Below are 23,416 nucleotides of genomic sequence, written 5' to 3' on the forward strand. Positions count from 1 at the left end.
CCTTTGCACATTTCTTTATTTCGGCGTAAAGGTACGGAAAGTTTTTTAATGTACGTTTATAAATCTGAAAAATGTGAAGGTGAAATAAAAAAAGCGCACCTTCATCAGAAGGCACGCTTTTTAGAATAGCTTATTTAAGAAATCTCATTACAATTTCGGACCTGCAGCAACCAAAGCCTTACCAGCTTCGTTTCCTTCGAACTTAGCGAAGTTCTTGATGAAGCGGCCAGCCAAGTCTTTAGCTTTTTCTTCCCACTGAGCAGCTTCAGCGTAAGTGTCACGAGGATCGAGGATCTTCGGATCTACGCCCGGCAATTCTGTCGGAACTACGAAGTCGAAGTACGGGATAGTCTTCGTCGGAGCCTTGTCGATAGAACCGTCCAGGATAGCGTCGATGATACCACGAGTATCGCGGATAGAGATACGCTTGCCAGTACCGTTCCAACCAGTGTTTACCAAGTAAGCCTTAGCACCCACTTTTTCCATCTTCTTAACCAGCTCTTCCGCATATTTAGTCGGATGCAAGCTCAAGAAAGCAGCACCGAAGCAAGCTGAGAATGTCGGAGTCGGTTCAGTGATACCACGTTCTGTACCAGCCAACTTAGCAGTAAATCCAGACAAGAAGTAATATTTAGCTTGTTCTGCGCTCAGGATAGATACAGGAGGCAATACGCCGAATGCATCAGCAGACAAGAAGATTACTTGATGAGCGTGAGGACCTTTAGATACCGGTTTCACGATGTTGTTGATGTGGTAGATAGGATAAGAAACACGAGTATTTTCTGTTACGCTCTTATCTGCGAAGTCAATCTTACCAGCAGCGTCAACTGTAACGTTTTCCAACAAAGCATCACGCTTGATAGCGTTGTAGATATCTGGTTCGCTTTCTTTATCCAAGTTGATAACCTTAGCGTAGCAACCGCCTTCATAGTTGAATACACCTTCGTCATCCCATCCGTGTTCGTCATCACCAATCAACAGACGTTTCGGGTCAGTTGACAAAGTTGTTTTACCCGTACCAGACAAACCAAAGAAGATAGCAGTATCAGTACCTTCCATGTTGGTGTTAGCCGAGCAGTGCATAGAAGCGATGCCGCGCAACGGGTTCAAGTAGTTCATGATTGAGAAGATACCCTTCTTCATTTCACCACCGTACCAAGTATTCAAGATAACTTGTTCGTTAGTCTTCAAATTGAATACAGTAGCAGTTTCAGAGTTCAAGCCCAGTTCTTTGTAGTTGTCAACTTTTGCCTTGGCAGCGTTGAATGATACGAAGTCAGGTTCACCGTAGTTAGCCAGTTCTTCTTCTGTCGGACGGATGAACATGTTCTTCACGAAGTGAGCTTGCCATGCTACTTCCATGATGAAACGTACTTTCAAACGAGTAGCTGGGTTAGCACCACAGAATGTATCCATTACGAACAAACGTTTACCACTCAACTGCTTTACAGCTTTTGCCTTCAAATCAGCCCATGCCTCTTCCGAGCAAGGCTTGTTATCATTCTTATATTCATCAGAAGTCCACCATACCGTATCTTTGCTGGCTTCATTATATACGAAGAATTTATCCTTAGGAGAACGACCAGTATAAATACCTGTCATTACGTTTACAGCACCCAGTTCAGTTACCTGGCCTTTTTCGTAGCCTTCCAAACCTTCCTTTGTTTCTTCCGCAAACAATACTTCATAAGAAGGGTTGTGGAGGATTTCCTTCACATCGGTAATACCGTACTTGCTTAAATCTAAATTCGCCATCTTGATTAAATGTTTATTATGATTGACTTATAAATTAAATTCCTTTTTCTTTTTCAGCTTTCACTTTATAAACAAGCGTCCGGCTTGTTTTGTTTAAGCCGACACAAAAGTAATACAAATTTCTTTTGCAGATTCACGATTAAGGAAATTTTTCAGTAATTCGATTCCTTTTTGCGGAATTTTATTTTTCTGCCTGAAAGACACACACAAAATGCTATCTGTAGTTTACAAAATCGCGTCAAACGAATGCATGAAGTAGCTATGAGGCTACGCTCATTTGCCATCCTTTATGGGCAATTTTTATCTTTTCAAAAACAACGTATGTAAGCCAATGAAAAACTATCATATAGATAATCATGCAAACCATGCCGGTAACGGAAAGAAATTACGTTGTTTTTGATTTCATATTCAACGGTAGTTCGGAGAAGTAACGGCGAATCTCCATTATTACGATAACCGTGAAATCCGCAGATATCCACTTTGCCGCTCAATCCTTGCCAACCTCCACTAAGACCTCCTCCATAAAGGATGGCATCATCTTGGCGATGTTTTGAATCGTTTGTCATCCAACAATAGAAACCTAGAAGAACGTCTGCTCGGATGAAAGCTGCACGGTCGGGTGTATGCCAAAGGTCTCGCCCCGCATTGAGATCGAACCAATAGGAAGCTGCATCCGTATAGCGGGCATCACACAATCGTCCGCCACTGGCCGTTTTGAGATTAGCACTCACTACAAGATCTGCCCATCGGGCGCTTTCTACCACCTGATAATAACAATTGACAATTACATCGCCAAAACAGGCAATGGGAGATTCAACCTCGACGGCATGACGTTCGTCTCGAACTTCAGGGGACGTTTTATACCATTCTTGGACGACACCACTCACACTTACGCCTGCCTTTCCACCCGCAATCGGGATATAAAGTCGCGCAAAGAGGTCTTTCGTTTGGTCTCCTTCCATTGTATGGTATTCCCCTCGTACTTCTATTTCCCAACGAGAAGGAAGCTTTCCATCCATTAATTCAGGAAATGGAAATGCATTGGCTCCAAAATAACGCGGAGAATAGACTAAATACTTTTGTTTTTCCCACCACTCTTCGGCATGAAGAGTCAAGATAGGAAAGCTCATCAATAAGAAAAACAAATAAAGAAATCGTTTCATGTAGCAGGTGAATGCTTAAATGGTTAATTGCCCAAAATATATTCTACCTTATTTATAATATCTGCGGGTGGCAACTGCGTCATACACGCCCAATCGCCTCGCCGGCAAGGTTTTTGTCCGTAAATGGAACAGGGGCGGCAACGAAGAGGAAGTTGTACGGCATAGTCTATCGCTTGGCCATAACCGTAGAAACCGGCGTAAGGATGCGTTGCTCCCCAAATGGATAACACTCTTGTCCCAACCAGCGAAGCAAAGTGCATGTTGGCTGAATCCATACAAATGAGCAAGTCCAATTGATGGATGAGTTGCAGCTCTTGGTCAAGCCGAAAACGACCTGCCACACACACAACATTTGCATACGGGGTTGCCCATCGTTGCAATATAGCCTCTTCCTGTCCACGCCCTCCGAAAAGAAAAACCTGCGTGTCGGGACGAACAGCAAGACTGGCAATCACTTGCTCCATACGCTCTGGCGGATAGATTTTCCCTTGATGTTTAGCAAATGGAGCTATGCCAATCCACCATTTTTTTCCTGCCCCATCGAGTGATAATTTCGTCAACAACGCATTCCTTGCAGATTCGAGAGGCTCTTTTTCTGGGAACAACGACGTAAACGACTCTTGGTAAGCTAATCCTGCCCGGCGGAAGACATCCTCATACCGTTTTACCACAGGGCGCAATGGTTTCTTGGGCCATTCGGATTCTTGTATCAACTGATGTCGTTCAAAGCGTGCTTTATCAACCACAAACACCTTCGTACCCTTTAACCGGAAAAGGTTTGAAATAATCATCGTACGCAGTACATGATGTAAGTCAAGTACCGCATCATAGGGCGTATGCAACAAAACGGAACAAAAACGCAATAATCCACCGAGGCTCTTCTCTGTCGTTTTCGTATTAATCCCGACGACTTCCACATTCTCCGGCCGGTTCATGAATAGGGGCATCAGGAAGGCTTGCGTCAAAACCGTAAACCGATGTTGCGGGTTCGTGCGGGCCGCCGAATAGACTACAGGGATGGTCATGGCTACATCGCCAATGGCCGAAAGGCGGATGACTAAGAAATGTGCCATACTTGTGATTTATTGATGCCGCCCATACAACACCGGGTTAAGTGTTGGGTCGTTATACATTTTCATCTGTTTATAGACTTTCATGTATTTACGTCCGGCATGAATGTCGGCCAGCAACTGGTCGATTGCGGTCGAGAGGTCTTTCTTTTGTTCCAACAACGTGGTCAGTTTCTCTTCACACCGGGATTTGTGGGCAGCTGTTGCGTCGGGGCGATGCACCTCCTCTTCCATATGATAAATCTTAAGGCGAAGAATCGAAAGGCGGTCGATAGCCCAGGCGGGACTTTCCGTATTAATTGTCGCATCAGGCAATACTTTCACCTCCTTATATTTATCCAAGAAGAAACTATCGATAAGCTCTACGAGGTCTGTACGATCCTGGTTCGACTTATCAATGCGTCGTTTGATGCGGAGCGCCTCTACAGGGTCGATGTCCGGGTCTCGTATAATATCTTCCAGATGCCATTGCACGGCATCAATCCAATTCTTCAAATAGAGGTAAAACTCGATACTTTTCACGGGATAAGGGTTATGAATCGTAGCATTTACACTGTCCGTCACGTGATACGCATCTGTAGCCTGTTCAAAAATATGGTAACATTTTTCACTAAACATCTTGTTACTGTTTTTTAATTATACAAAAATTGGTAGGGCAAATGTACGAAAAAAAATGGTACGAAAACGGGTTGTGCTTAGAATTAGGGAGGATTTCGCGAAGGGCAGGTCAAAGCCGGGTTTTTTCCTATACTTATATATACCTATAAAATAAAAGCTCCCTGCTAATGTATTTATTAGCAAAGAGCTTTAACCCTTCCTTTGTTGTCTCACGAGGATTCGAACCTCGACAGACAGAACCAAAAACTGTAGTGCTACCATTACACCATGAGACAATCCGGCGCTTTTTCTTAAAAGCACTGCAAAGGTAAGGCGTTTTTTTTATATACGCAAGTTTTTCGCGAATATTTTTTCATTCTACTGAAAAAAAGGCCTAAATGGCGAAGAATATAATGATAAACGAAAACGATTCTCGTTATAATTGAAAACGATTATAGTTATAATCAAAAATGATTGTAGGCATCATCGTTTGCATACTAAAAAGCCTTTACACCTTATTATCAGGGAACCTTTCAGTTGATAATAGACAACGTAAGCCCGCGCTTTTTTTATGTTCGCTCATGACCAAAGTCGGGAACGTTGTTTTTTATCATTTGAGTTTGTATTTTGATAAAATAACTATGGGGTGATAATACCGCTACAAATGTAGCGAGACCATCAACTCCAGGTTTTTGTTTAATATTTTTGCAATTGAAGTCATGATACAAGGGTAAAAAGCATGCCATCGAATGCTACGAAACATTCTACCACAGTATGTTAATCTATCGGGGAAAGAAATTTATATGGAGGAAGGGCAATTACGAAAGGTCCGTTTTCGGAACAGGACGGGACTCTCGCAACCGCCTCACTTCCTCTGTTGCAAAGTACGCGATTTGATATGAAGAACGTATGTCAGTAAGATTACATTCTAATGAACTATTTAGATAGAATGAAGCGCATTAAATTGTAGTAATTCTTCCAACACCTGTCTGTCGTTCGAGAGGCGCGGGATTTTATGCTGTCCACCCAATTTCCCCTTAGCCTTTAGCCAATCGTAGAAACAATCCTCCCGGGCAGGAATGACCTCCAGCGGTTGCAGCGAAATCTCCTTATAGCGTTTAGCCTCATAATCGGAATTGACCTGTTGCAAGAAACTATCGAGTAGGCGGGCAAATTCAGTAAGAGAGCGAGGCGCTTGCGTAAATTCAATCAACCACTGGTGTCGCCCTTTAGCCTTATCCAAGAGGAAAAGCGGAGCAGCGGTATATTCCTTGACCTTCGCACCTGTGGCTTGGCAGGCCATTTGGATGGCCCGCTCAGCGTTATTCACCATCAATTCCTCGCCAAACGCATTAATATAATGTTTCGTACGGCCGGAGATAATAAATTTATAAGGGTGGGTAGAGGTGAAACGAACCGTATCGCCAATCAAATAACGCCATAGCCCTCCTGCAGTCGAGATAACTAGGGCGTAATTTTTCCCTGCCTCTACTTCCCACAAAGGAAATACATGCGGATTATCTGAATCTAATTCGTCTAACGGGATAAATTCATAGAATATACCATAATCCAGCATCAGCAACAAGGAGTGGTCAGATGGGTCGTCTTGCAAACCAAAGAAACCTTCCGAGGCATTGTAGGTTTCCATATAATGCATCTTGTCGGAAGGTATCAGTTGTTGGTATTGCGCGCGATACGGCTCGAAGCTAATTCCACCGTGGAAGAATACCTCCAAGTTCGGCCAGACTTCTGTTAAGCAGGTTTTTCCGGCCTTTTGAAGGATGGCTTTAATCAATACCAGCATCCACGAAGGCACGCCCGAAAGACTATTGACGTCCTCCCGCCAGGTGCTCTCTACGATGGCTTTGATTTTATGCTCCCATTCATCCATTAAGATAATCTCCCGTTTCGGAACGCGCACCAAATCCACCAATGGATTCAAGTTCTGTAAAAGTACCGCGGAAAGATCACCGCATCGGGTGCCTGCATGGAGCGGCGAGGGGGCATGGCTCCCGCCTAATATCAATCCCTTACGAGAGAAAAAGTGACTCTCTGGATAGTTACGAAGGTAAAGCGATACGGTATCGAATCCTCCTTGATAATGGGCACGACGAAGGATAGCTGGCGTGACGGGCAAGAACTTGCTCTTATCACTCGTCGTACCACTACTTTTGGCAAACCAACGGCAGGTTCCCGGCCAGAGAACATCTGTTTCGCCCCTGACCATCCGTTCTATATCCCCCTTTATTTCATCGTACGTTTGGACTGGAAAACGGTTTTTATAATCGCTATATTGGGAAAGATGTTCGAAATCATGCTGTACGCCCCATTCCGTATGGGACGCCATACGCCATAACCAGCGTAATTGCTGCTTCTGGATAGGCTCTGCCTCTTCCGTAAACCGGGCAATCTTATGCTGCCTAGGACGGAAAAACTCATAGACGGTATGTGTTAGAATATCCATGGTCTCTTTTTTATTGCGGAACAAAGGTAATTATTCTCTTTTTATTTCTACCTTTGCGGACATATAAGTTTATTTAAAAAGCGACGAAGAGATATGAGAATTGGTATTCTTTCTTCCGGCGGCGATTGCCCAGGAATCAATGCGACTATACGCGGTGTAGGGAAGACCGCCATTGTGCATTATGGGATGGAAGTCATGGGTATCCATGGCGGTTTTTCTGGTTTGTTGAATCGAGACGCCGCTCCTTTGGATGAAAACAATCTTTCGGGTATCTTAAACTTAGGAGGAACGATATTGGGCACTTCCCGCGAGAAGGGTTTCCGCGAGTTACTTACATCGGTCAATCACGAGGATTCCTGCCGTATTACGCAGGCTTACCACGAACTGGGATTGGATTGCTTGGTTTGTATTGGAGGAAACGGGACGCAAAAGACTACTAATCTCTTAGCCCAACATGGATTGCATGTTATCGGTTTGCCTAAAACAATCGACAATGATATATGGGGTACGGAAATAACCTTTGGTTTCGATACAGCTGTAAATATTGCTACCGAAGCCATCGACCGCCTGCACTCAACCGCCAGTTCACACAAACGTGCCATGCTGGTTGAAGTCATGGGACATCGGGCGGGATGGATAGCGCTTCATGCGGGAATGGCCGGAGGGGCGGATGTAATTCTGATTCCGGAATTGGGCTTTCAGGCTGAAGTGGTAAATGAAACCATCCGTGAACGGGTACGAAGCGGGAAACATCATTCTATTGTAGTCATAGCAGAAGGTGTGCGGATGCCAGACAAGAGTAAAGCGACCGATTACCTGATGCGGGAAATCGAATCCGCTACAGGTATCGAAACGCGCGCTACGGTTTTAGGATATATCCAACGAGGAGGAACACCCTCGCCTTTCGACCGTAATTTGGCTACCCGCTTAGGAGGATATGCCACCGAACTTATTGCTCGTGGCGAGTTCGGACGTATGGTATGCGTGAAAAATGGCCGTGTGGATTCCATCCCACTTGAAGAAGTGGCCGGAAAGTTGAAGCTCGTCACACCCGACCATGATTTGATACTCCAAGGGAAACGCATGGGTATCTCCTTTGGCATATAAGTCAGTTCTCCCAAATATAGGCATTATCAGACGGAATTAGAACGATATTTGGAAAGAACTATAACGATGTTTGAAGGATACGTGGGCATTCGCTTGTGGGATGGGCAAATCGTCGAGGATGTGTTGTTCTCCATCCTGGTAGGTTTGCTCCTCCTTTTTGCTTTTAGTGCTCGTTTGCATGCAAAATCTTTCTTGAAGATGTTTCGATGCATTAGCTTTTTGGGGCGTGAAGGTTTTACTACAGAGATGTCGGTCTATTATAATAAGTATTTTAGTAGTTTCATGACATTTCAGGCATTGCTTCTCGCGAGTCTTTGGGTATTTCTCGAAGCCTATCACCGAGGGTATACTAACGGTCTGACGTATGGAAAGATTGGGCTGTTAATCTTCGCTACGTTTCTCTTCATAGGAGCTTGTTACATTGTCCGGCGTCTGGTTTATCATCTACTGATTTATACCTTTGCCGATGCAGCCTATGAATCCCAGTGGCGTTTGAATTACCATTCGATAGTCGGTGTATGGGGCATTTTGCTATATATACCAGTTGTTTGGCAAGGATTTGTAGGAAGTTTTTATTATTTGTCTACCGGATTGTTCCTATTTCTTTATATCTTGAGCCATTTTGCGATAATTTATAAGTCGGTACGTTTATTTCACACTAAAAAGTTCGATTTATTCTATTTAAGTTTGTACCTTTGCGCCCATGAAATTTTACCCTTATTCATCATGTATAAGGGTTTTATTTATTTGTATAACTTTATCGAGAAAAGTGCTTTATGGCATTGAATATCAAAAAACTGTTAGTCTCACAACCTAAGCCGGCGTCTGAAAAATCGCCCTATTTTGATATTGCAGAGAAATATGGTGTAGAGATTGATTTTCGTCCCTTTATTAAGGTCGAGCCGCTGAGTTCGAAGGAATTTCGCCAGCAGCGTATCTCTATTTTAGACTATAGTGCCGTTGTGTTTACCGCTCGTGCCGGGATTGATTATTTTTTCCGTTTGTGTGAAGAGTTGCGCATCACGATTCCAGAAACCATGAAATATTTTTGTATGACGGAGTCGATTGCGGTTTATCTTCAAAAGTACATTGTCTATCGGAAGCGTAAGATTTTCTTTGCGGCGAGTGGAAAAATGGAGGATTTGGTCACAATTATTGGTAAGCATCCGAAAGAAAAATATTTAATTCCGGTATCGGATGTACATAAAGATGACTTAAAGTTGCAATTGGAGATGAAGAAAATCAACTTCACGGAAGCGGTCATGTATCGTACAGTAAGTAATGATTTTACACCGGATGAGAAGTTTGATTACGATATGTTGGTGTTTTTTAGTCCGGCAGGTATCTCTTCATTGCTAAAGAATTTCCCCAATTTCGAGCAGAATGATATCCGTATTGGTTGCTTTGGACCGGCAACAGCAAAAGCTGTGAAAGAGGCGGGTTTACGCCTCGACGTGGAGGCTCCTACGCCAGAAGCTCCTTCCATGACGGCGGCCTTGGAACAGTATTTGAAGAAAGAAATAGGAGAATAAAAAGAATAATGACGGGACGCAGGTACACCTTGTCGAAGGCCGAGCGCCTGTCGTGGAAACGTTACATTGATTTGCTCTTCGCGGAGGGCGAATCGTTTGTATCTTATCCGCTGCGGGTGATTTATTTGCCGGTCGAACAGACGATGGGTGTACCTGTTTCTTTTTTAATTAGCGTTTCGAAGAAGCGATTCAAACGAGCGGTCAAACGAAATGCAGTTAAACGGCTGGCACGGGAAGCTTTTCGGCAACACAAAGTCGATTTTCAAGAAATTGCTCATTCGGCGGGCAAGGAGCTTCTGCTGGCTTTCCTCTACTTGGATAAAGAAATAGCCACGTATACAGATATGGAAAAAGCGATGATAAAAGCTGTCCGGCTTTTGCGGGAGAAACTTGTATGAAAAAATTACTCACCCAGCTTTTGTTGCTACCTATCTACTTTTATAAATATTGTATCTCCCCTTTGACGCCCCCTTCGTGTCGTTTTACACCGACTTGCTCGGAATATGCCGTACAAGCTTTGAAGAAATATGGCCCTTTTAAAGGATTATACCTGGCCGTAAAGCGTCTCCTTCGTTGCCATCCATGGGGCGGGAGCGGATACGACCCGGTACCTTAATTCCTTAACATTATCTTAGGGTTCTGAGCCGGCAAATTCCATTAAGTAGGCTTTGATAAAGCCGTCGATTTTTCCGTCCATCACGCCTGTGACATCGGAAGTCTGATAATTCGTCCGGTGGTCTTTCACGCGGCGGTCATCAAACACATAACTACGGATTTGCGAACCCCATTCGATTTTCTTCTTCCCTGCTTCTACTTTTTCCTGTTCGGCCATCCGATGTTTTAATTCCTTATCATAAAGGATAGAACGCAATTGGCGCATGGCATTTTCGCGGTTCTTCGGTTGGTCGCGCGTTTCGGTATTTTCGATGAGGATTTCTTCTTCTTCTCCCGTATAAGGGTCTTTAAATTGATAACGGAGGCGAACGCCAGATTCGACCTTGTTGACATTCTGTCCACCCGCTCCTCCCGAACGGAAGGTATCCCATGAAATAGCAGCCGGGTCGATTTTCACTTCAATCGTGTCGTCTACCAATGGAGTGACGAAGACGGAAGCGAACGACGTCATGCGCTTACCTTGTGCATTATAGGGCGAAACGCGTACCAAACGGTGTACCCCGTTTTCGCTTTTGAGGTATCCATAGGCATAATCGCCTTCGATATTGAGCGTAGCCGTCTTGATACCTGCTTCGTCGCCATCTTGGTAATTGGCAATAGAGACTTTATATCCATTCGATTCGGCCCAACGCGTGTACATGCGGTAAAGCATGGAGGCCCAATCTTGGCTTTCGGTACCGCCTGCGCCCGAATTGATTTTCAGTACGCAACTCATCTGGTCTGCCTCGTCGCGAAGCATGTTGCGGAACTCGAGGTTCTCAATCAGGGAAACCGCTTTTTGGTAGTTCTCGTCCAATTCTTCTTCCGAGACAATACCCTCTTTTACGTATTCGTAAGCCAGTTGCACTTCGTCGACAGCGGCTTTTACTTCTTGGTAAAGTTCAATCCATTTCTTGAGGTCCTTCACCTTCTTCATCTGTGCCTCGGCTCGTTTGGCATCTTCCCAAAAGCCGGGGTCTTGCGTGCGGAGTTCTTCTTCTTCGAGTTGGATGGTTTTGCCATCGATGTCAAAGATACCCCCTCAGCGCTTTCTCGCGCTCCAACACGTCGTGTAGTTGGTCTGTTGTAATCATAATTTCTGTATAACTGTTTTAATTTGCAGTGCAAAGATAGGATATTTTCCAAAGACGCGGAGCAATTAATAACGAACAATTAAAAATGAAACGCTCCGAGTCTCTGTGTCTCCGTGTTTTAATCCGTTGTTAATCAACTTTCATGCAAGAACCGCAAAGGCTCTCGGTAAATTTTCTCCTGTATCTTTTGCGCATAGGCTTCGATGTCGGGATGCGGCGCGGAAGCCATAATCCAAAGCGGGCAAGCTGGTTCATCGGCACGGTAAGAGGGCTGGATGTAGTCTTTGTAAACGACCTTATAACCATTACGTTCGTAGAAACCGATACGACGGCGCGCCATTTCCTCTTCAGCGGGTTCTACCTCAAGAATACGCAACTTCGGGAGTTGTTCGCTCCAATAGTCTAATACGCGTTGCCCTATCTTACGATTGCGCATCGCGGGGAAGACGGCCAGATGTTCCATATAATAGAAATCGCCCACGTCCCAATACGAAGCGAGGCCGCATAGCTCGTCTCCGTCGAAAATGGCATTCCAATACATTTCCGGCGCTTCGGTCAGAAGCTGTTCCAATTGCCGGATATCCCGTCGTTCGGCTTCGGGGAACGATTCGATGTAAAGCGGAACGAGGCGTTCCAAAAGCGGGTCGTCTGCCCGCGTGATTCGTGTCAATCGTATCATATAAGCTCCATTTAGATTGCGAAGATAAGGAAAAAATCTGTATCCTCCGAGGAAAAACAAAATAAGTCCGGACTAAAAAGTAAAAACATCCGAGCAAATCTCTATCTTTAGCCTGCAGATATATATCTTTAGGTTGAAGATATGTATCTTTAAGCTGCAGATATGTATCTTTAGGTTAAAGATAGAAGATAGAAAGGATGTTTCGAAGTTTTCCTGGGGGGAGACGGATTTTTTCAGGGAGAAAAGCAAGTTTTCCGCCCGGATTGTGCCGTTCTCCCTTTGAGGACATTCATTTTCTTTGTATATTTACAGCCGAATCCAATCATTTTCAATTATCGGAATGAGACCAGAAGATATAGAAGACGAAAATAGCCTATTGCCGCACGACGACAGGCCACAGGATGAACAACCCGTGGATGAGGGGGTGCATTCGGAATATAAAGTGCCTGAACGCGGGGCGGATCGCATCACGCATCACCTTTCGGGCATGTACCAAAGTTGGTTTTTGGATTATGCTTCGTATGTGATTTTGGAGCGTGCCGTGCCTCATATTAACGATGGACTGAAGCCCGTCCAACGGCGCATCTTGCATTCGATGAAACGACTCGACGATGGACGCTATAATAAAGTGGCGAACATCGTGGGGCATACGATGCAATTCCACCCGCACGGCGATGCCTCCATTGGCGATGCCTTGGTGCAATTGGGGCAAAAAGACTTGCTCATTGATTGCCAAGGAAACTGGGGAAACATCCTGACGGGCGACGGGGCGGCGGCTCCTCGTTACATCGAGGCGCGCTTGTCGAAGTTTGCCCTCGAAACGGTATTCAACCCGAAGACCACCCTTTGGCAAGCTTCTTACGACGGAAGGAACCGCGAGCCGGTAACGCTGCCTGTCAAGTTTCCGCTTCTATTGGCGCAAGGCGTAGAGGGAATTGCGGTCGGTCTCTCTTCGAAGATATTACCGCACAACTTCAACGAGCTTCTTGATGCCTCAATAGCCTATCTTAAAGGCGAACCGTTCCAGCTCTATCCGGATTTCCAAACGGGCGGATACATTGATGTAAGCAAATACAACGACGGGGAGCGTGGTGGTTCGGTCAAGGTGCGGGCTAAGATTGGGAAAATAGATAATAAAACCCTTGTGATATCCGAGATTCCGTATGGGCGAACTACCTCTTCCGTGATAGAATCCATCCTGAAAGCCAATGATAAAGGAAAGATTAAGATAAAGAAGGTAGATGATAATACGGCTAAGAATGTCGAGATATTGGTGCACCTCGCACCGGGCGTTTCCTCAGACAAGACGATTGACGCGCTCTATGCTTTTACGGATTGCGAAATCAGCATTTCGCCCAATTGTTGCGTGATAAAAGACGACAAGCCGCACTTCCTGACCGTGAGCGACGTCTTGAAGCATTCCGCCGACAACACCCTGGCGCTCCTACGTCGGGAATTGGAGATAGAGAAGGGAGAACAGGAAGAGGCGCTTTTCTTTGCTTCGTTGGAAAAGATATTCATCGAGGAGCGTATTTATAAAGACAAAGAGTTTGAGCAGGCGGCTTCCATGGACGAGGCGGTGGCTCATATCGACTCTCGTTTGGAACCTTTCAAACCGAAACTGATTCGAGAGGTAACACGTGACGACATCTTGAAGCTCATGGAAATCAAGATGGGACGTATCTTGAAGTTTAATTCCGAGAAGAGCGACGAGTTCATTCTTCAAATCCAAGCTGATATTGCGTGCATCAACAATCATTTGGCGCATATCGTGGATTATACGATTCATTGGTTCGCCATGTTGAAAGAGAAATATGGGAAACGGTATCCGCGTCTCACGGAAATCCGTAATTTCGATACGATTGTAGCTACGAAAGTGGCCGAAGCCAACGAGAAGCTATACATCAACCGTACGGAAGGTTTTATTGGTACAGGCTTAAAGAAGGACGAGTTCATTTGCAATTGTTCGGATATCGACGATGTAATTATTTTTTATCGTTCGGGTATTTATAAAATCGTCAAAGTATCAGAAAAGATGTTCGTGGGAAAAGATATTTTGTATGTGAATGTCTTTAAGCGGAATGATAGCCGTACTATTTACAATGTCGTATATCGTGATGGAAAGCTGGGGCCGAATTATATCAAACGCTTTGCCATTACTTCCATTAGCCGTGATAAAGATTATAACCTGACGAAAGGTACGCCCGATTCGCGTGTGCTTTATTTCAGCGTCAATCCGAATGGCGAGGCAGAGACGATTAAAGTGATCCTCAAACCGAAGCCTCGTCAGAAACTTTTGGTTTTCGAGAAGGATTTCAGCCAAATTGCCATCAAAGGGCGTGGGTCAATTGGGAATCTGTTGACAAAGGCGGATATTCATAAGGTCTCTTTGAAGCAACGCGGAAGTTCGACGCTCGGAGGACGCATGGTGTGGTTTGATCGGGATGTGCTTCGTCTTAATTATGAAGGAAGAGGCGAGGAGTTGGGCGAATTCCAAAGCGAAGACTTAATTCTGGTAGTGCGGCAAAATGGTGAATTTTATACTACGAATTTCGATTTGAGTAACCATTATGAGAACGATATCCTCGTCATCGAGAAATTTAATCCGCATAAAGTCTGGACCGCGGCCCTCTATGATGCCGACCAGAAATATCCTTATTTAAAGCGGTTTCTTTTGGAAGCAGGGAACCGGAAGAATTTTCTCGGCGATAATCCCAAGAGTTCGCTTTATCTTTTGACAGATGAGGTGTATCCGCGTATCGAGGTTGTCTTTGGTGGAGCCGATGCATTTCGCGAACCGCTTATCGTAGAGGCGGAAGAGTTTATTGGCGTGAAAGGTTTCAAGGCAAAAGGGAAAAGGCTGACTACATACCAAGTTGATACAATCAATGAATTGGAACCTACGCGTTTCCCTGAAGAAGAACAGGTGCCTGAAACGGAGGCTCCTGAGGAATTGGAAGAGGCTATGCCGGACGAACCGGACGAGAATCCGGAAGACCTCCGCGATGAAATTGTAGGACAAATGAAGCTTTTTGATAATTGATGCGCTTTTTGTTTCTCATCGGGTTCTTTTGCTTGGCCATCTGTTCGTTGCAAGCTCAGGAGGATGAAGTGCCGGCTTCGGTGAATGCTGCTACACTTATCGGAGTAGGGGGGTATGATTTGATGGACACCTATCTAACGCCGGGTAGCCGTATTCCGTATAGAGGGTGGGGAATACGTATCTTAGACGAACGGATGAAGCTTACCCGTCTGTTGTCAGGACGTATTTCGCGCCAACAAATCGTGAGTGCCGACTTTTCCGTGACTCAGAATGGCGCGGGGACTGCACGGGCGCTGAGTGGTTTTCTTGATTATACCTTGGGGTATCATTATCGTTTCGAACCGTTGCCCGACTTGCGTCTTCTGGCGGGTGCTTCGGCTCATGCGATGGTGGGTTTTGTGTATGGCACGCGCTCCAGCAACAATCCGGCTTCAGCTAAGGCGGATGTGGACGTGAATGTCTCGGCGATGGCTCTTTATCACTTGAAGATAAAGGGTTACCCGTTTACGTTGCGGTATCAATTGGAGGTGCCTTTTCTGGGTTTCCTTTTTTCTCCACATTATGGGCAATCCTATTACGAGATATTCGATCAAGGAAATACGTCAGGCATCATTCGTTTTAGCTCGCTTCATAATAAGCAAGCGATGAAGAACTATCTGACGGTTGATTTTCCCGTGGGCCGTTTCACTTTCCGGGCAGGTTATTTGAATAGCCTTTATTATTTGGATGTGAACGGCATTCAAAGCCATATTTTTTCGCATTCATTTATGATTGGGATTGTGAAAGAGTTTATTTCGTTGGGAGGAAAAAAGAAATCGGCTCCCAGCCACCGGAGTGCTTATTATGAATAATATAGATAATGAAGAGGATGAAACGGATTGGGTTGATTATTGGAGGGATGTTGATAAGCGTTTTCTTTTGTGTTTCTTGCCGTGATACGGATGAATATACAACCGATGTGCGGGAGAATTTTGAGACTTTATGGCGCATCCTCGACGAACACTATTGCTTCTTTGAATATAAAGAGGTGGATTGGGATGAGGTGCACGACCGTTATGCGGCTCAACTGACGGATACGATGAACCAATACGCCTTTTTCGACCTCTGTGCCTCTATGCTTGCCGAATTGAAAGATGGGCATACGAACCTCTATTCCAGTTTCGATGTGGCGCGTTATTGGGCATGGTACACGGATTATCTGCCTAATTTCTACGAAGAACTGAATAATGCTTATTTGGGGGATGACTATAAAATCGCGGGCGGATTGGAATACAAAACGATGGCCGATGGGCAAGTTGGATATGTGCGTTATGAGAGTTTCTCGAGCGGCATAGGCGAAAGTAATCTCGATTATATGTTTTATTATTTCCGCGATTGCAAAGGATTGATTATTGATATCCGAAACAATGGAGGTGGTTCGCTTACCTATTCCGAGCGTTTCGCCTCTCGTTTTCTGGAAGAAGCTTGTACGGTGGGTTATATCCAATACAAAACGGGCACAGGGCATTCGGATTTTTCCGAACCTTATCCCATAGAATTACAGCCTTCTGCCTATATCCTTTGGTTGCGTCCCGTAGTGGTGCTCACGAATCGCCATTGTTATAGTGCGGCCAACGACTTTGTGCAAAAGATGCGCTTGTTCTCTCAGGTGACGATTATGGGCGACCGCACCGGAGGCGGTAGCGGTTTCCCTTTCACTTCCGAGCTTCCGAACGGCTGGACGGTTCGCTTCTCGGCTTGCCCTATGCTCGACGCGGACGGAAACCTGACCGAGTTTGGCATTGATCCCGACGTCCAAGTATCCATTACGTCCGAAGACTTGCTCCGGGGAGTGGATACGATTCTCGAATCAGCCATTACCTTCCTTTTAGAAGAATAGAAGGTGTGTCATAAATAAGAAAATGTGATCTGAAAGTAACTGAAAAGCTCCCCTGCTTTGATAGGGGAGCTCCCCGCAGGGGTGAGGGGTCGTTTCTTATGATGAGAGATTTAACCCCTCAGTCTCGCTACGCGAGCCAGCTCCCCTAAGGGCAGGGGAGCTTTTCAGATAGCATTTTGACACAGCTCCATTACCTTCCTTTTAGAAGAATAAATCCCTTCATCTTTTTTCAAAAATCCTCCTTACGGCACGGCTCTTTCATTTCAATGGGATACCGCAGGCCTCGCTCCGCTTCGACCCACGGCTACCTGAAACTTGCGCCTCTTCGAGGCACGATATAGGTAATAAAACAGTCCTCGAATGAGAGCTTCTGTGCATAGCTGCTGGTCGAAGCGGAGCGAGGCCTGCAGCTACAAGCGTTCCGAAATACGATCTGAAAAGAGGAGCTATAAAAACTATCTGAAAGGGGCTGTGCCGTATACCCATTATGAAACACCTTCTTTCAAAACGCTTCCGGCGGAAAATTAGAACTTTCGACGCCGTCGAAAATGCTTCCGGCGGAAAATTGGGACTTTCGACGCCGTCAAAAATGCTTCCGGCGGAAAATTAGAACTTTCGACGCCGTCGAAAATGCTTCCGGCGAAAAATTAGAACTTTCGACGCCGTCGAAAACGCTTCCGGCGAAAAATTGGAACTTTCGACGCCGTCGAAAATGCTTCCGGCGAAAAATTAGAACTTTCGACGCCGTCGAAAATGCTTCCGGAAGAAAATTGGAACTTTCGACGCCGTCGAAAACGCTTCCGGCGGAAAATTGGGACTTTCGACGCCGTCGAAAATGCTTCCGGCGAAAAATTAGAACTTTCGACGCCGTCGAAAATGCTTCCGGAAGAAAATTGGAACTTTCGACGCTGTCGAAGGAAAGACATTTCGAAAAAACTATTAGAAAAGCTCCCCTGCTTTGATAGGGGAGCTGGCGAAGCGACAGCTGAGACTGAGGGGTTCATACACACAAAGAAAACCACCCCTCACCCCTGCGGGGAGCTCCCCTAAGGGCAGGGGAGCTTTTCAGTTACTTTCTGATTACATTTTCTTATTTATGATACACCCCTACAATCCCTATCTTCACCGGTAGAAAGCAGTACAGGTATTTATCGGTCAGATACCTATCTGAAGAGGGCTGATATTTTTATTTACGTCACACCCTCTTATCAATTCTCAATAGGGTTGGCCTAACGGAAGCGGCGTAAAGCAAATTCCAAGCAGAGCGAAAAGAAATCTCGGTTGTCTGAGCGAAGCGAGTTTCCCGAGATTTCCGCTCCGCGCTGCGAATTTGTAGCCGCTGAAGTGTAAGCCTTGACTTTTTGGTTCTTTTGGGTCAAGCCAAAAGAACGAAGAAAAACTTGAAAGGAGAGGTCCTTTTCTTTCCACTCAAAAGGACGAAGGGCCATTTAGGGATTTCATCCTCCAAACCTTGGGGTTTCGTCCCTGAATCCCCTACTTTCGGATAAGAACTCGAATTTTTTTCTTTAAAACTCTTGCTATTTCATTTTTCCTCCTTACCTTTGCATCGATTCCGCATCGGAGAGCGTTCCGACTTAGGGAATCGGATTGAAATTATGGTAAGCATTTTACGAAGATTATTCCTGAATTGAAAATCGGCAAAATTTTTAAATCAGACGGAATGATGGACAGTAAATGCTTGCGCTGCGTACGAGTTCGTTAGAAAGTTTCCTGGAATGGAAGCATATCTTATCAATATGTATCATTAAAAAAGGGGAAGCTGTAGATATAATCGTATAGGCGCGGGCTGTTGTTCTATTATTGTCTGATGGGCGTTTGCCGATGCCTCAATTTAAATAATAGACGACGTAAGCCCGCGCTTTTTTTATGTGTGCACGCGAAGCCGGGGCGTTGTATGAATCTTTCGTAAAACGTAGAATGGAATTTATTATTAATCAACTATTAATTAACAAACTAAATTTAAGGTTTTATGAACAAAAAAGTACTTACGCTTTGCGCCGGGCTTGTCTTGGCGGGTAGTGTGAACACTTGGGCTAAGACGGATGTGAATGCAAACGTGACTGCAAATGGGGGTTATGCTATTCAATCAACATCTGGCAGTTTTAACAAGTTCTTAGCAGACAAGTCTTCTTGGAATCAGACTACAGCGTCTGACTATGATTATCCAAAGGTTTCTCCGTTCTCTATTGAACGTTCGAATGGAGCAAAGCCTATTTATAAATTGGATAATACGGATGGTCAAACAGATTCTCGCTATTTCCAATTGGTTGTTGGTGAAAATGGCAATGGAGGTAGCGAAGTTTTGACAATGGTTTGGACTGGTACGGAATATAAATTGCAAGTTGAAAATGTTCAGAATGCAAATATTCCGGGTTATGAAATCCAGTTAGATCGTACTCTTTGGGAAGTTCGTGCAAAGAAAGATCCTGTATCTACAGTTATCTATTATCAGTTGATCAACAAGGCTTCTAATATGGCTTTGCAATTGTCAACAAATGCTGTTGCAAATAGTGAGTTTACCACTTTGGGAGGTGAAACTTATAAAGAAGCAAATTTGACAATTGTAAGTGGACAGACAAACTGGCGCTGGTCTGATGGTGCTGAAGCTATTAATGAGACAACTCCATTGAGTAACATGTTGCGTGCTGCTTTTTCTGATACTGAAACAGTTTATTTGGTGAAGAAAAAATCTGGTAACGACTATACATTAGCAGCATTGGTTACTAATAGCAATAACAACCGTACTGTTGAGGCTTCTGCTACATCCGGGTCAGAAATCGAGAATGGTTTAACTGAATATTCTGCTATTAAATTTGAAGCTTGGGAAGCCAACCCAATCGTCTTGACTGCCGCTCAGTTGAATTCTGAATTAGGTTATGAAAACATTGCTTCGGAAGGTGAAGGCAAGAAGGATGGCTTTAAATTCTATTTCTATCCAGATGTAGTTGGTCCGAATGCGACTAACGTAATGTTGGGTAGCGAATTTACGGCTGTTGCTCCTGTGACTCCGGGTACAAATCGTGTTCCGGGTGATACACCTGATGGTTTCGTTCGTTTCCAAAAGAAAGGAACTAATCAATTCTTAATGGTCGATACAACTTATTATAATGAGGATGCTCAAGACCGTTATGAATTACAGATGGCTGTACGCGAAATTAATTATCCGCGTTTTGCAGTAGTAGAAGATGAGAAGACTGTTTCTGATATTGATGCTGCGAAGTCAGACAAATCATTGTATACAGGTGCTTATACATCTGTAACTGAAAAGTATACAGCAAAGTCTTATATTCAGATGTTGCGTCAGTCTAACTTCCGTGCTATCTTGTATCCGGCTACTCAAAGTGTTCGTTTGCAAGCTGAAATGATTTACAAGAAAGCTAAGACGGATGAACCTTGGTGGAAGCAAGTTGCTGAAGATGAAACAATAAGAGGTGAACAACGTATTTCTGAATATGCATCAGCACCGCTTGGTACGAATCCTTTGGCAGTAACATCAGGTATTGTAAACGCTGTAGGTTTCTATCCTGCACATACGTATGATGCTACAAATAATCGTCAAGGACATCGGGTACTTACTTATGCTACAGCGGTGACAGTATCTCCTTATACCAATAATTATGCCGAGTTTACCAATAGAACAAGCGGTGTAAAAATGATATGGAATGCTATTGGTACATTGGCTGTGAAAGGTTCTACGGTTTCAGCTGTTGCTTCAGCAGATGCGGAAGATATGCTTGTTAAAGATCCGGCAAATAACAGTAAGAATATCTATTCTCCTGTATTTGCTACAGCATTCTCTAATGTTGTTAAGTTGGTTACTTTGACGGATACGCATAAAGTGCTGACTGCGGATGAAATGGATATTAATGATAAGGAGTACAACGGTCTCTTAACCTTCATCACTATCACGGATACGAAACCGGTAACAGATGATTTGGCTAATATCCAGAACGGTTACTACTATATCATCAATGCAAACAAGGTTCCGACTCAGTTGCGCAAGGCTGGCGATTATCGTATGGAAGACTTGGCAGCTACAAATGCTACCTTCGCTTATTGGAACGCATTGTCTGGCAAGTGGGATGTTGCTGTAGCTGGTACGGAAGAGTCTGGTATTCTCGCTTATAACCAGAGCGACTATCAAACCAGAATGGACAGCGAGTCTTGGATGAATGCAGACAAGGGTAACGTAGTTTATGTAGAAGACAAGGTAGAAGTTCCTTCTGCTCAGTGGTTCATCGAAGGTAACGGTGGTTATTATACAATGTACAACCGTGAGTCTGGCCGCGTATGGAATACAAGCTACTGGTGGAGAGTTCCGGACAAAGAAAATACATACGTAAACATGGCTACTTATACAGATGGTACAGGTTTGTCTACTTCTTACCGCGATACAATCCGCATCGAACCGGTTGAAGTAAACGTATTGCGCAACCACAAGTTAGGTTACTTAGACTTAACTGCTGAAGAAGCTGCTGCTGATACAAGCGTATATTCATTTGGCTTCAATACGTTGGGCGATGTTGAATTATACCTTGGCCAGGCTGCTGGTACAGATTCGTTACTGCAAGTAGCAGGTTTGGAAGGCAAGTTCAAATTGGAACGTGTAAACTTCGTAGACAAAGACTTGTATAGCTCGGCTAAGAAAGATACGACTTCTTTGTTCTATGGTATCAATCCGGCTATCGACGGTGCTGAGAAAGAATATCAATTGGATCGTGGTTTGTACTACATCTATAAGGATGATGTAAATGCTAACACGGGCGATGCTACAACTGGTGTTCGTACTCGTGAATATGTTACTTTGGAAGCTGGCAAGTATCGCTTGACTTCTGTTCAGGTTACAATCGACTCGAAGAATGGTTTCTCTACTATTGCTGATCAAGAAGTTATTTCTGGTACGAAGTTGGATCCGAGACGTTCGTTCTTTGTGAAACAAGTAGCTGAAGGCAACCATTATGTATTGGTTGATCCGTACACGGTTTCTCGCGAAGAAAACAACAATGCTACAAATACTAAGTATTATGGTGTTCGTGCATTCGTTAATCAATTGAGCGGTGAAGTTCAGCCTGCAAGCTTAGTTTCTGCTGGTGCTTCTAACGCATTTGACAACAGTGTATTCACTATCAATAAGGAACAAGGCTTGAACTATTTCGACATCCGTCGTGATGGTGCAGACTTAGATACGGTTAAGATCTTCGTAGCCAACAATCCTTCTTATCTGTTGGGTGAAAACTCGAACGTGAAGGGTGCAAACGTAGGTTTGTTAGATTTGCGTGAGGTTTCTGATAAGATCAACAACGCGCTCTTCGTTGATACAGCTAACGTAAACAACCCGGCTTGCCCGCGCTTCTTGTTAGGTGTTCGCGATACGAAGGCTTATGAAGAATCTAACTTAGACCACCACCACAACCGTCACTTGTATACAGATGCTGCATACTTGGTTAACTTGATTGATTCTGTTGCCGACAATACAGCTTATCTGTACAAGAACGCAGGTCAGAACCAGAAGAACTACTATCGTCTTGGATTCTTGGATGGTCGTCACAAAGGCACTACATTAACATTGGATGAAAGCGGCAAACCGTTCGACTTGAGCGATGCAGCTCTGGGTGAAACAGGTTTGAACTACGCTACATTCGCATTCCGTTATTGCGATGCAAGCCGTGAAGACTTCTACATCGAAACACAATACGATGCAAATACGAAGGGTTGGATTAAGATCCACAACGGCGTAGCTGTCGTAACTCCGGATATCCAGGAAGCTGAAGTATTCTCTTACGAAGCAACTGAAGAAGACGCTACTGCTAACGAATCAATCGCTGCTGAAAATAATGCAGTAAGCGTAGTAGCTACAGACGGTGCTGTTGTGATCAAGGGTGCTGAAGGCAAGAACGTGGTAATTGCTACTATCCTCGGTAAGGTAGTTGCTAACGAAACAGTTAACAGCGACAATGAAACAATCGCAGTTCCGGCTGGTATCGCAGTGGTATCGGTAGACGGCGAAAGCTTCAAGGTAGTAGTGAAGTAATTGACAATTGAAAATTGACAATTGACAATTATCTATAGAATGGAATAGAGTTCATAACAATAAAATTGTTAATAAAATTGAGAAGGTCTGCCACATGCCGCCTGTGAAGGCCGCGGGCAGACATATTAAAAAGATAAATATAAAAAGTTCTATTCAAACAGCATTCCCCGGCTGCGAAGTCCGGGAATGAGTAAAAAACAAGGCCTCTCTCAGTATCGGGAGGGGCTTTTTTAGTCATAACCGCGGTCTTTCTCCTTTGCTCGACGTGTTCGAGCCGTACTGCTCTAAGGTCTCGAGCCACGTTGCTCGAAGGTGTTGAGCAGAGCT

At 44.5% G+C, this 23,416-nt stretch carries 16 protein-coding genes; 9 read left to right on the forward strand and 7 right to left on the reverse strand.

Features of this window, described 5'->3' with window-relative positions; translation table 11 throughout:
* Positions 1–147: 147 nt before the first annotated feature.
* The 5 genes from pckA to B5F77_RS08790 form a co-directional block, all read right to left on the reverse strand.
* Positions 148–1,755: a phosphoenolpyruvate carboxykinase (ATP) gene (pckA, locus tag B5F77_RS08765; RefSeq protein WP_087329895.1), complete on the reverse strand. Its 1,608-nt coding sequence runs from the start codon at positions 1,753–1,755 to the stop codon at positions 148–150.
* Positions 1,756–2,063: 308 nt separating this feature from the next.
* On the reverse strand, positions 2,064–2,918 hold the full coding sequence (locus B5F77_RS08770; protein ID WP_087329897.1) for a hypothetical protein: 855 nt from the start codon (positions 2,916–2,918) through the stop codon (positions 2,064–2,066).
* 23 nt (positions 2,919–2,941) lie between these two features.
* Positions 2,942–3,991 (reverse strand): glycosyltransferase family 9 protein, encoded by a 1,050-nt coding sequence (locus B5F77_RS08775; RefSeq protein ID WP_087329899.1) that lies wholly within the window; start codon positions 3,989–3,991, stop codon positions 2,942–2,944.
* A 9-nt stretch (positions 3,992–4,000) separates the two neighbouring features.
* Positions 4,001–4,606: a DUF4254 domain-containing protein gene (locus tag B5F77_RS08780; RefSeq protein WP_087329901.1), complete on the reverse strand. Its 606-nt coding sequence runs from the start codon at positions 4,604–4,606 to the stop codon at positions 4,001–4,003.
* 919 nt (positions 4,607–5,525) lie between these two features.
* Positions 5,526–7,049, reverse strand: a complete 1,524-nt coding sequence (locus B5F77_RS08790; RefSeq protein ID WP_087329902.1) for a GH3 auxin-responsive promoter family protein — start codon at positions 7,047–7,049, stop codon at positions 5,526–5,528.
* A gap of 93 nt (positions 7,050–7,142) precedes the next feature.
* Here B5F77_RS08790 and B5F77_RS08795 point away from each other — a divergent pair, with 93 nt between their 5' ends.
* From B5F77_RS08795 to yidD, 5 genes are read left to right on the forward strand one after another with little or no spacing between them, the layout of a single operon-like run.
* Positions 7,143–8,156, forward strand: a complete 1,014-nt coding sequence (locus tag B5F77_RS08795; RefSeq protein ID WP_087329904.1) for an ATP-dependent 6-phosphofructokinase — start codon at positions 7,143–7,145, stop codon at positions 8,154–8,156.
* 48 nt (positions 8,157–8,204) lie between these two features.
* Positions 8,205–8,942, forward strand: coding sequence for a DUF4271 domain-containing protein (locus B5F77_RS08800; protein WP_140392854.1), 738 nt, complete (start codon positions 8,205–8,207; stop codon positions 8,940–8,942).
* Positions 8,939–9,688, forward strand: coding sequence for a uroporphyrinogen-III synthase (locus B5F77_RS08805; RefSeq protein ID WP_204244956.1), 750 nt, complete (start codon positions 8,939–8,941; stop codon positions 9,686–9,688). The genes B5F77_RS08800 and B5F77_RS08805 overlap by 4 nt, the downstream gene beginning before the upstream one ends.
* Positions 9,689–9,696: 8 nt before the next feature.
* Complete coding sequence (gene rnpA, locus B5F77_RS08810; RefSeq protein WP_087329909.1) at positions 9,697–10,086, forward strand: ribonuclease P protein component; 390 nt, start codon at positions 9,697–9,699, stop codon at positions 10,084–10,086.
* Positions 10,083–10,304 carry a membrane protein insertion efficiency factor YidD gene (gene yidD, locus B5F77_RS08815; RefSeq protein WP_087329911.1) on the forward strand — a complete coding sequence of 74 codons (222 nt, stop codon included), beginning with the start codon at positions 10,083–10,085 and terminating at the stop codon, positions 10,302–10,304. Before rnpA ends, yidD begins: the two co-directional genes overlap by 4 nt.
* Positions 10,305–10,319: 15 nt before the next feature.
* On the opposite strand, the gene prfB is transcribed toward yidD, so the two are convergent.
* Positions 10,320–11,436, reverse strand: a protein-coding gene (gene prfB / locus B5F77_RS08820) for a peptide chain release factor 2 (RefSeq protein WP_140392855.1) whose coding sequence is annotated in 2 segments (ribosomal slippage) — positions 10,320–11,372 and positions 11,374–11,436 — 1,116 coding nt in all. Because the reading frame shifts where the segments join, the coding sequence is not laid out codon by codon here.
* A gap of 133 nt (positions 11,437–11,569) precedes the next feature.
* Positions 11,570–12,115 carry a GNAT family N-acetyltransferase gene (locus tag B5F77_RS08825; RefSeq protein WP_087329913.1) on the reverse strand — a complete coding sequence of 182 codons (546 nt, stop codon included), beginning with the start codon at positions 12,113–12,115 and terminating at the stop codon, positions 11,570–11,572.
* Between the two features lie 340 nt (positions 12,116–12,455).
* Here B5F77_RS08825 and B5F77_RS08830 point away from each other — a divergent pair, with 340 nt between their 5' ends.
* The 4 genes from B5F77_RS08830 (at position 12,456) to B5F77_RS08855 (ending at position 23,089) form a co-directional block, all read left to right on the forward strand.
* A complete protein-coding gene (locus tag B5F77_RS08830; protein WP_087329915.1) occupies positions 12,456–15,158 on the forward strand; it encodes a DNA gyrase/topoisomerase IV subunit A in 2,703 nt (900 codons plus the stop codon).
* The gene (locus tag B5F77_RS08835) at positions 15,158–16,009 is read left to right on the forward strand and encodes a DUF3316 domain-containing protein (RefSeq protein WP_087329917.1); all 852 of its coding nucleotides are present in this window, start codon (positions 15,158–15,160) and stop codon (positions 16,007–16,009) included. The genes B5F77_RS08830 and B5F77_RS08835 overlap by 1 nt, the downstream gene beginning before the upstream one ends.
* A gap of 47 nt (positions 16,010–16,056) precedes the next feature.
* Positions 16,057–17,037, forward strand: a complete 981-nt coding sequence (locus tag B5F77_RS08840) for a S41 family peptidase (protein ID WP_087329974.1) — start codon at positions 16,057–16,059, stop codon at positions 17,035–17,037.
* A gap of 1,990 nt (positions 17,038–19,027) precedes the next feature.
* The gene (locus B5F77_RS08855; protein WP_087329923.1) at positions 19,028–23,089 is read left to right on the forward strand and encodes a DUF6383 domain-containing protein; all 4,062 of its coding nucleotides are present in this window, start codon (positions 19,028–19,030) and stop codon (positions 23,087–23,089) included.
* The last annotated feature ends 327 nt before the right edge of the window (positions 23,090–23,416 follow it).

The organism is Parabacteroides sp. An277 (assembly GCF_002159645.1).
Classification (GTDB): Bacteria; Bacteroidota; Bacteroidia; order Bacteroidales; family Tannerellaceae; genus Parabacteroides.

Bases quoted from the DNA above. Each gene is read 5' to 3' on its own strand.
- pckA (WP_087329895.1), bottom strand. From the start codon at position 1,755: ATGGCGAATTTAGATTTAAGCAAGTACGGTATTACCGATGTGAAGGAA.
- B5F77_RS08770 (WP_087329897.1), bottom strand. From the start codon at position 2,918: ATGAAACGATTTCTTTATTTGTTTTTCTTATTGATGAGCTTTCCTATC.
- B5F77_RS08775 (WP_087329899.1), bottom strand. From the start codon at position 3,991: ATGGCACATTTCTTAGTCATCCGCCTTTCGGCCATTGGCGATGTAGCC.
- B5F77_RS08780 (WP_087329901.1), bottom strand. From the start codon at position 4,606: ATGTTTAGTGAAAAATGTTACCATATTTTTGAACAGGCTACAGATGCG.
- B5F77_RS08790 (WP_087329902.1), bottom strand. From the start codon at position 7,049: ATGGATATTCTAACACATACCGTCTATGAGTTTTTCCGTCCTAGGCAG.
- B5F77_RS08795 (WP_087329904.1), top strand. From the start codon at position 7,143: ATGAGAATTGGTATTCTTTCTTCCGGCGGCGATTGCCCAGGAATCAAT.
- rnpA (WP_087329909.1), top strand. From the start codon at position 9,697: ATGACGGGACGCAGGTACACCTTGTCGAAGGCCGAGCGCCTGTCGTGG.
- yidD (WP_087329911.1), top strand. From the start codon at position 10,083: ATGAAAAAATTACTCACCCAGCTTTTGTTGCTACCTATCTACTTTTAT.
- B5F77_RS08825 (WP_087329913.1), bottom strand. From the start codon at position 12,115: ATGATACGATTGACACGAATCACGCGGGCAGACGACCCGCTTTTGGAA.
- B5F77_RS08830 (WP_087329915.1), top strand. From the start codon at position 12,456: ATGAGACCAGAAGATATAGAAGACGAAAATAGCCTATTGCCGCACGAC.
- B5F77_RS08835 (WP_087329917.1), top strand. From the start codon at position 15,158: ATGCGCTTTTTGTTTCTCATCGGGTTCTTTTGCTTGGCCATCTGTTCG.
- B5F77_RS08840 (WP_087329974.1), top strand. From the start codon at position 16,057: ATGTTGATAAGCGTTTTCTTTTGTGTTTCTTGCCGTGATACGGATGAA.
- B5F77_RS08855 (WP_087329923.1), top strand. From the start codon at position 19,028: ATGAACAAAAAAGTACTTACGCTTTGCGCCGGGCTTGTCTTGGCGGGT.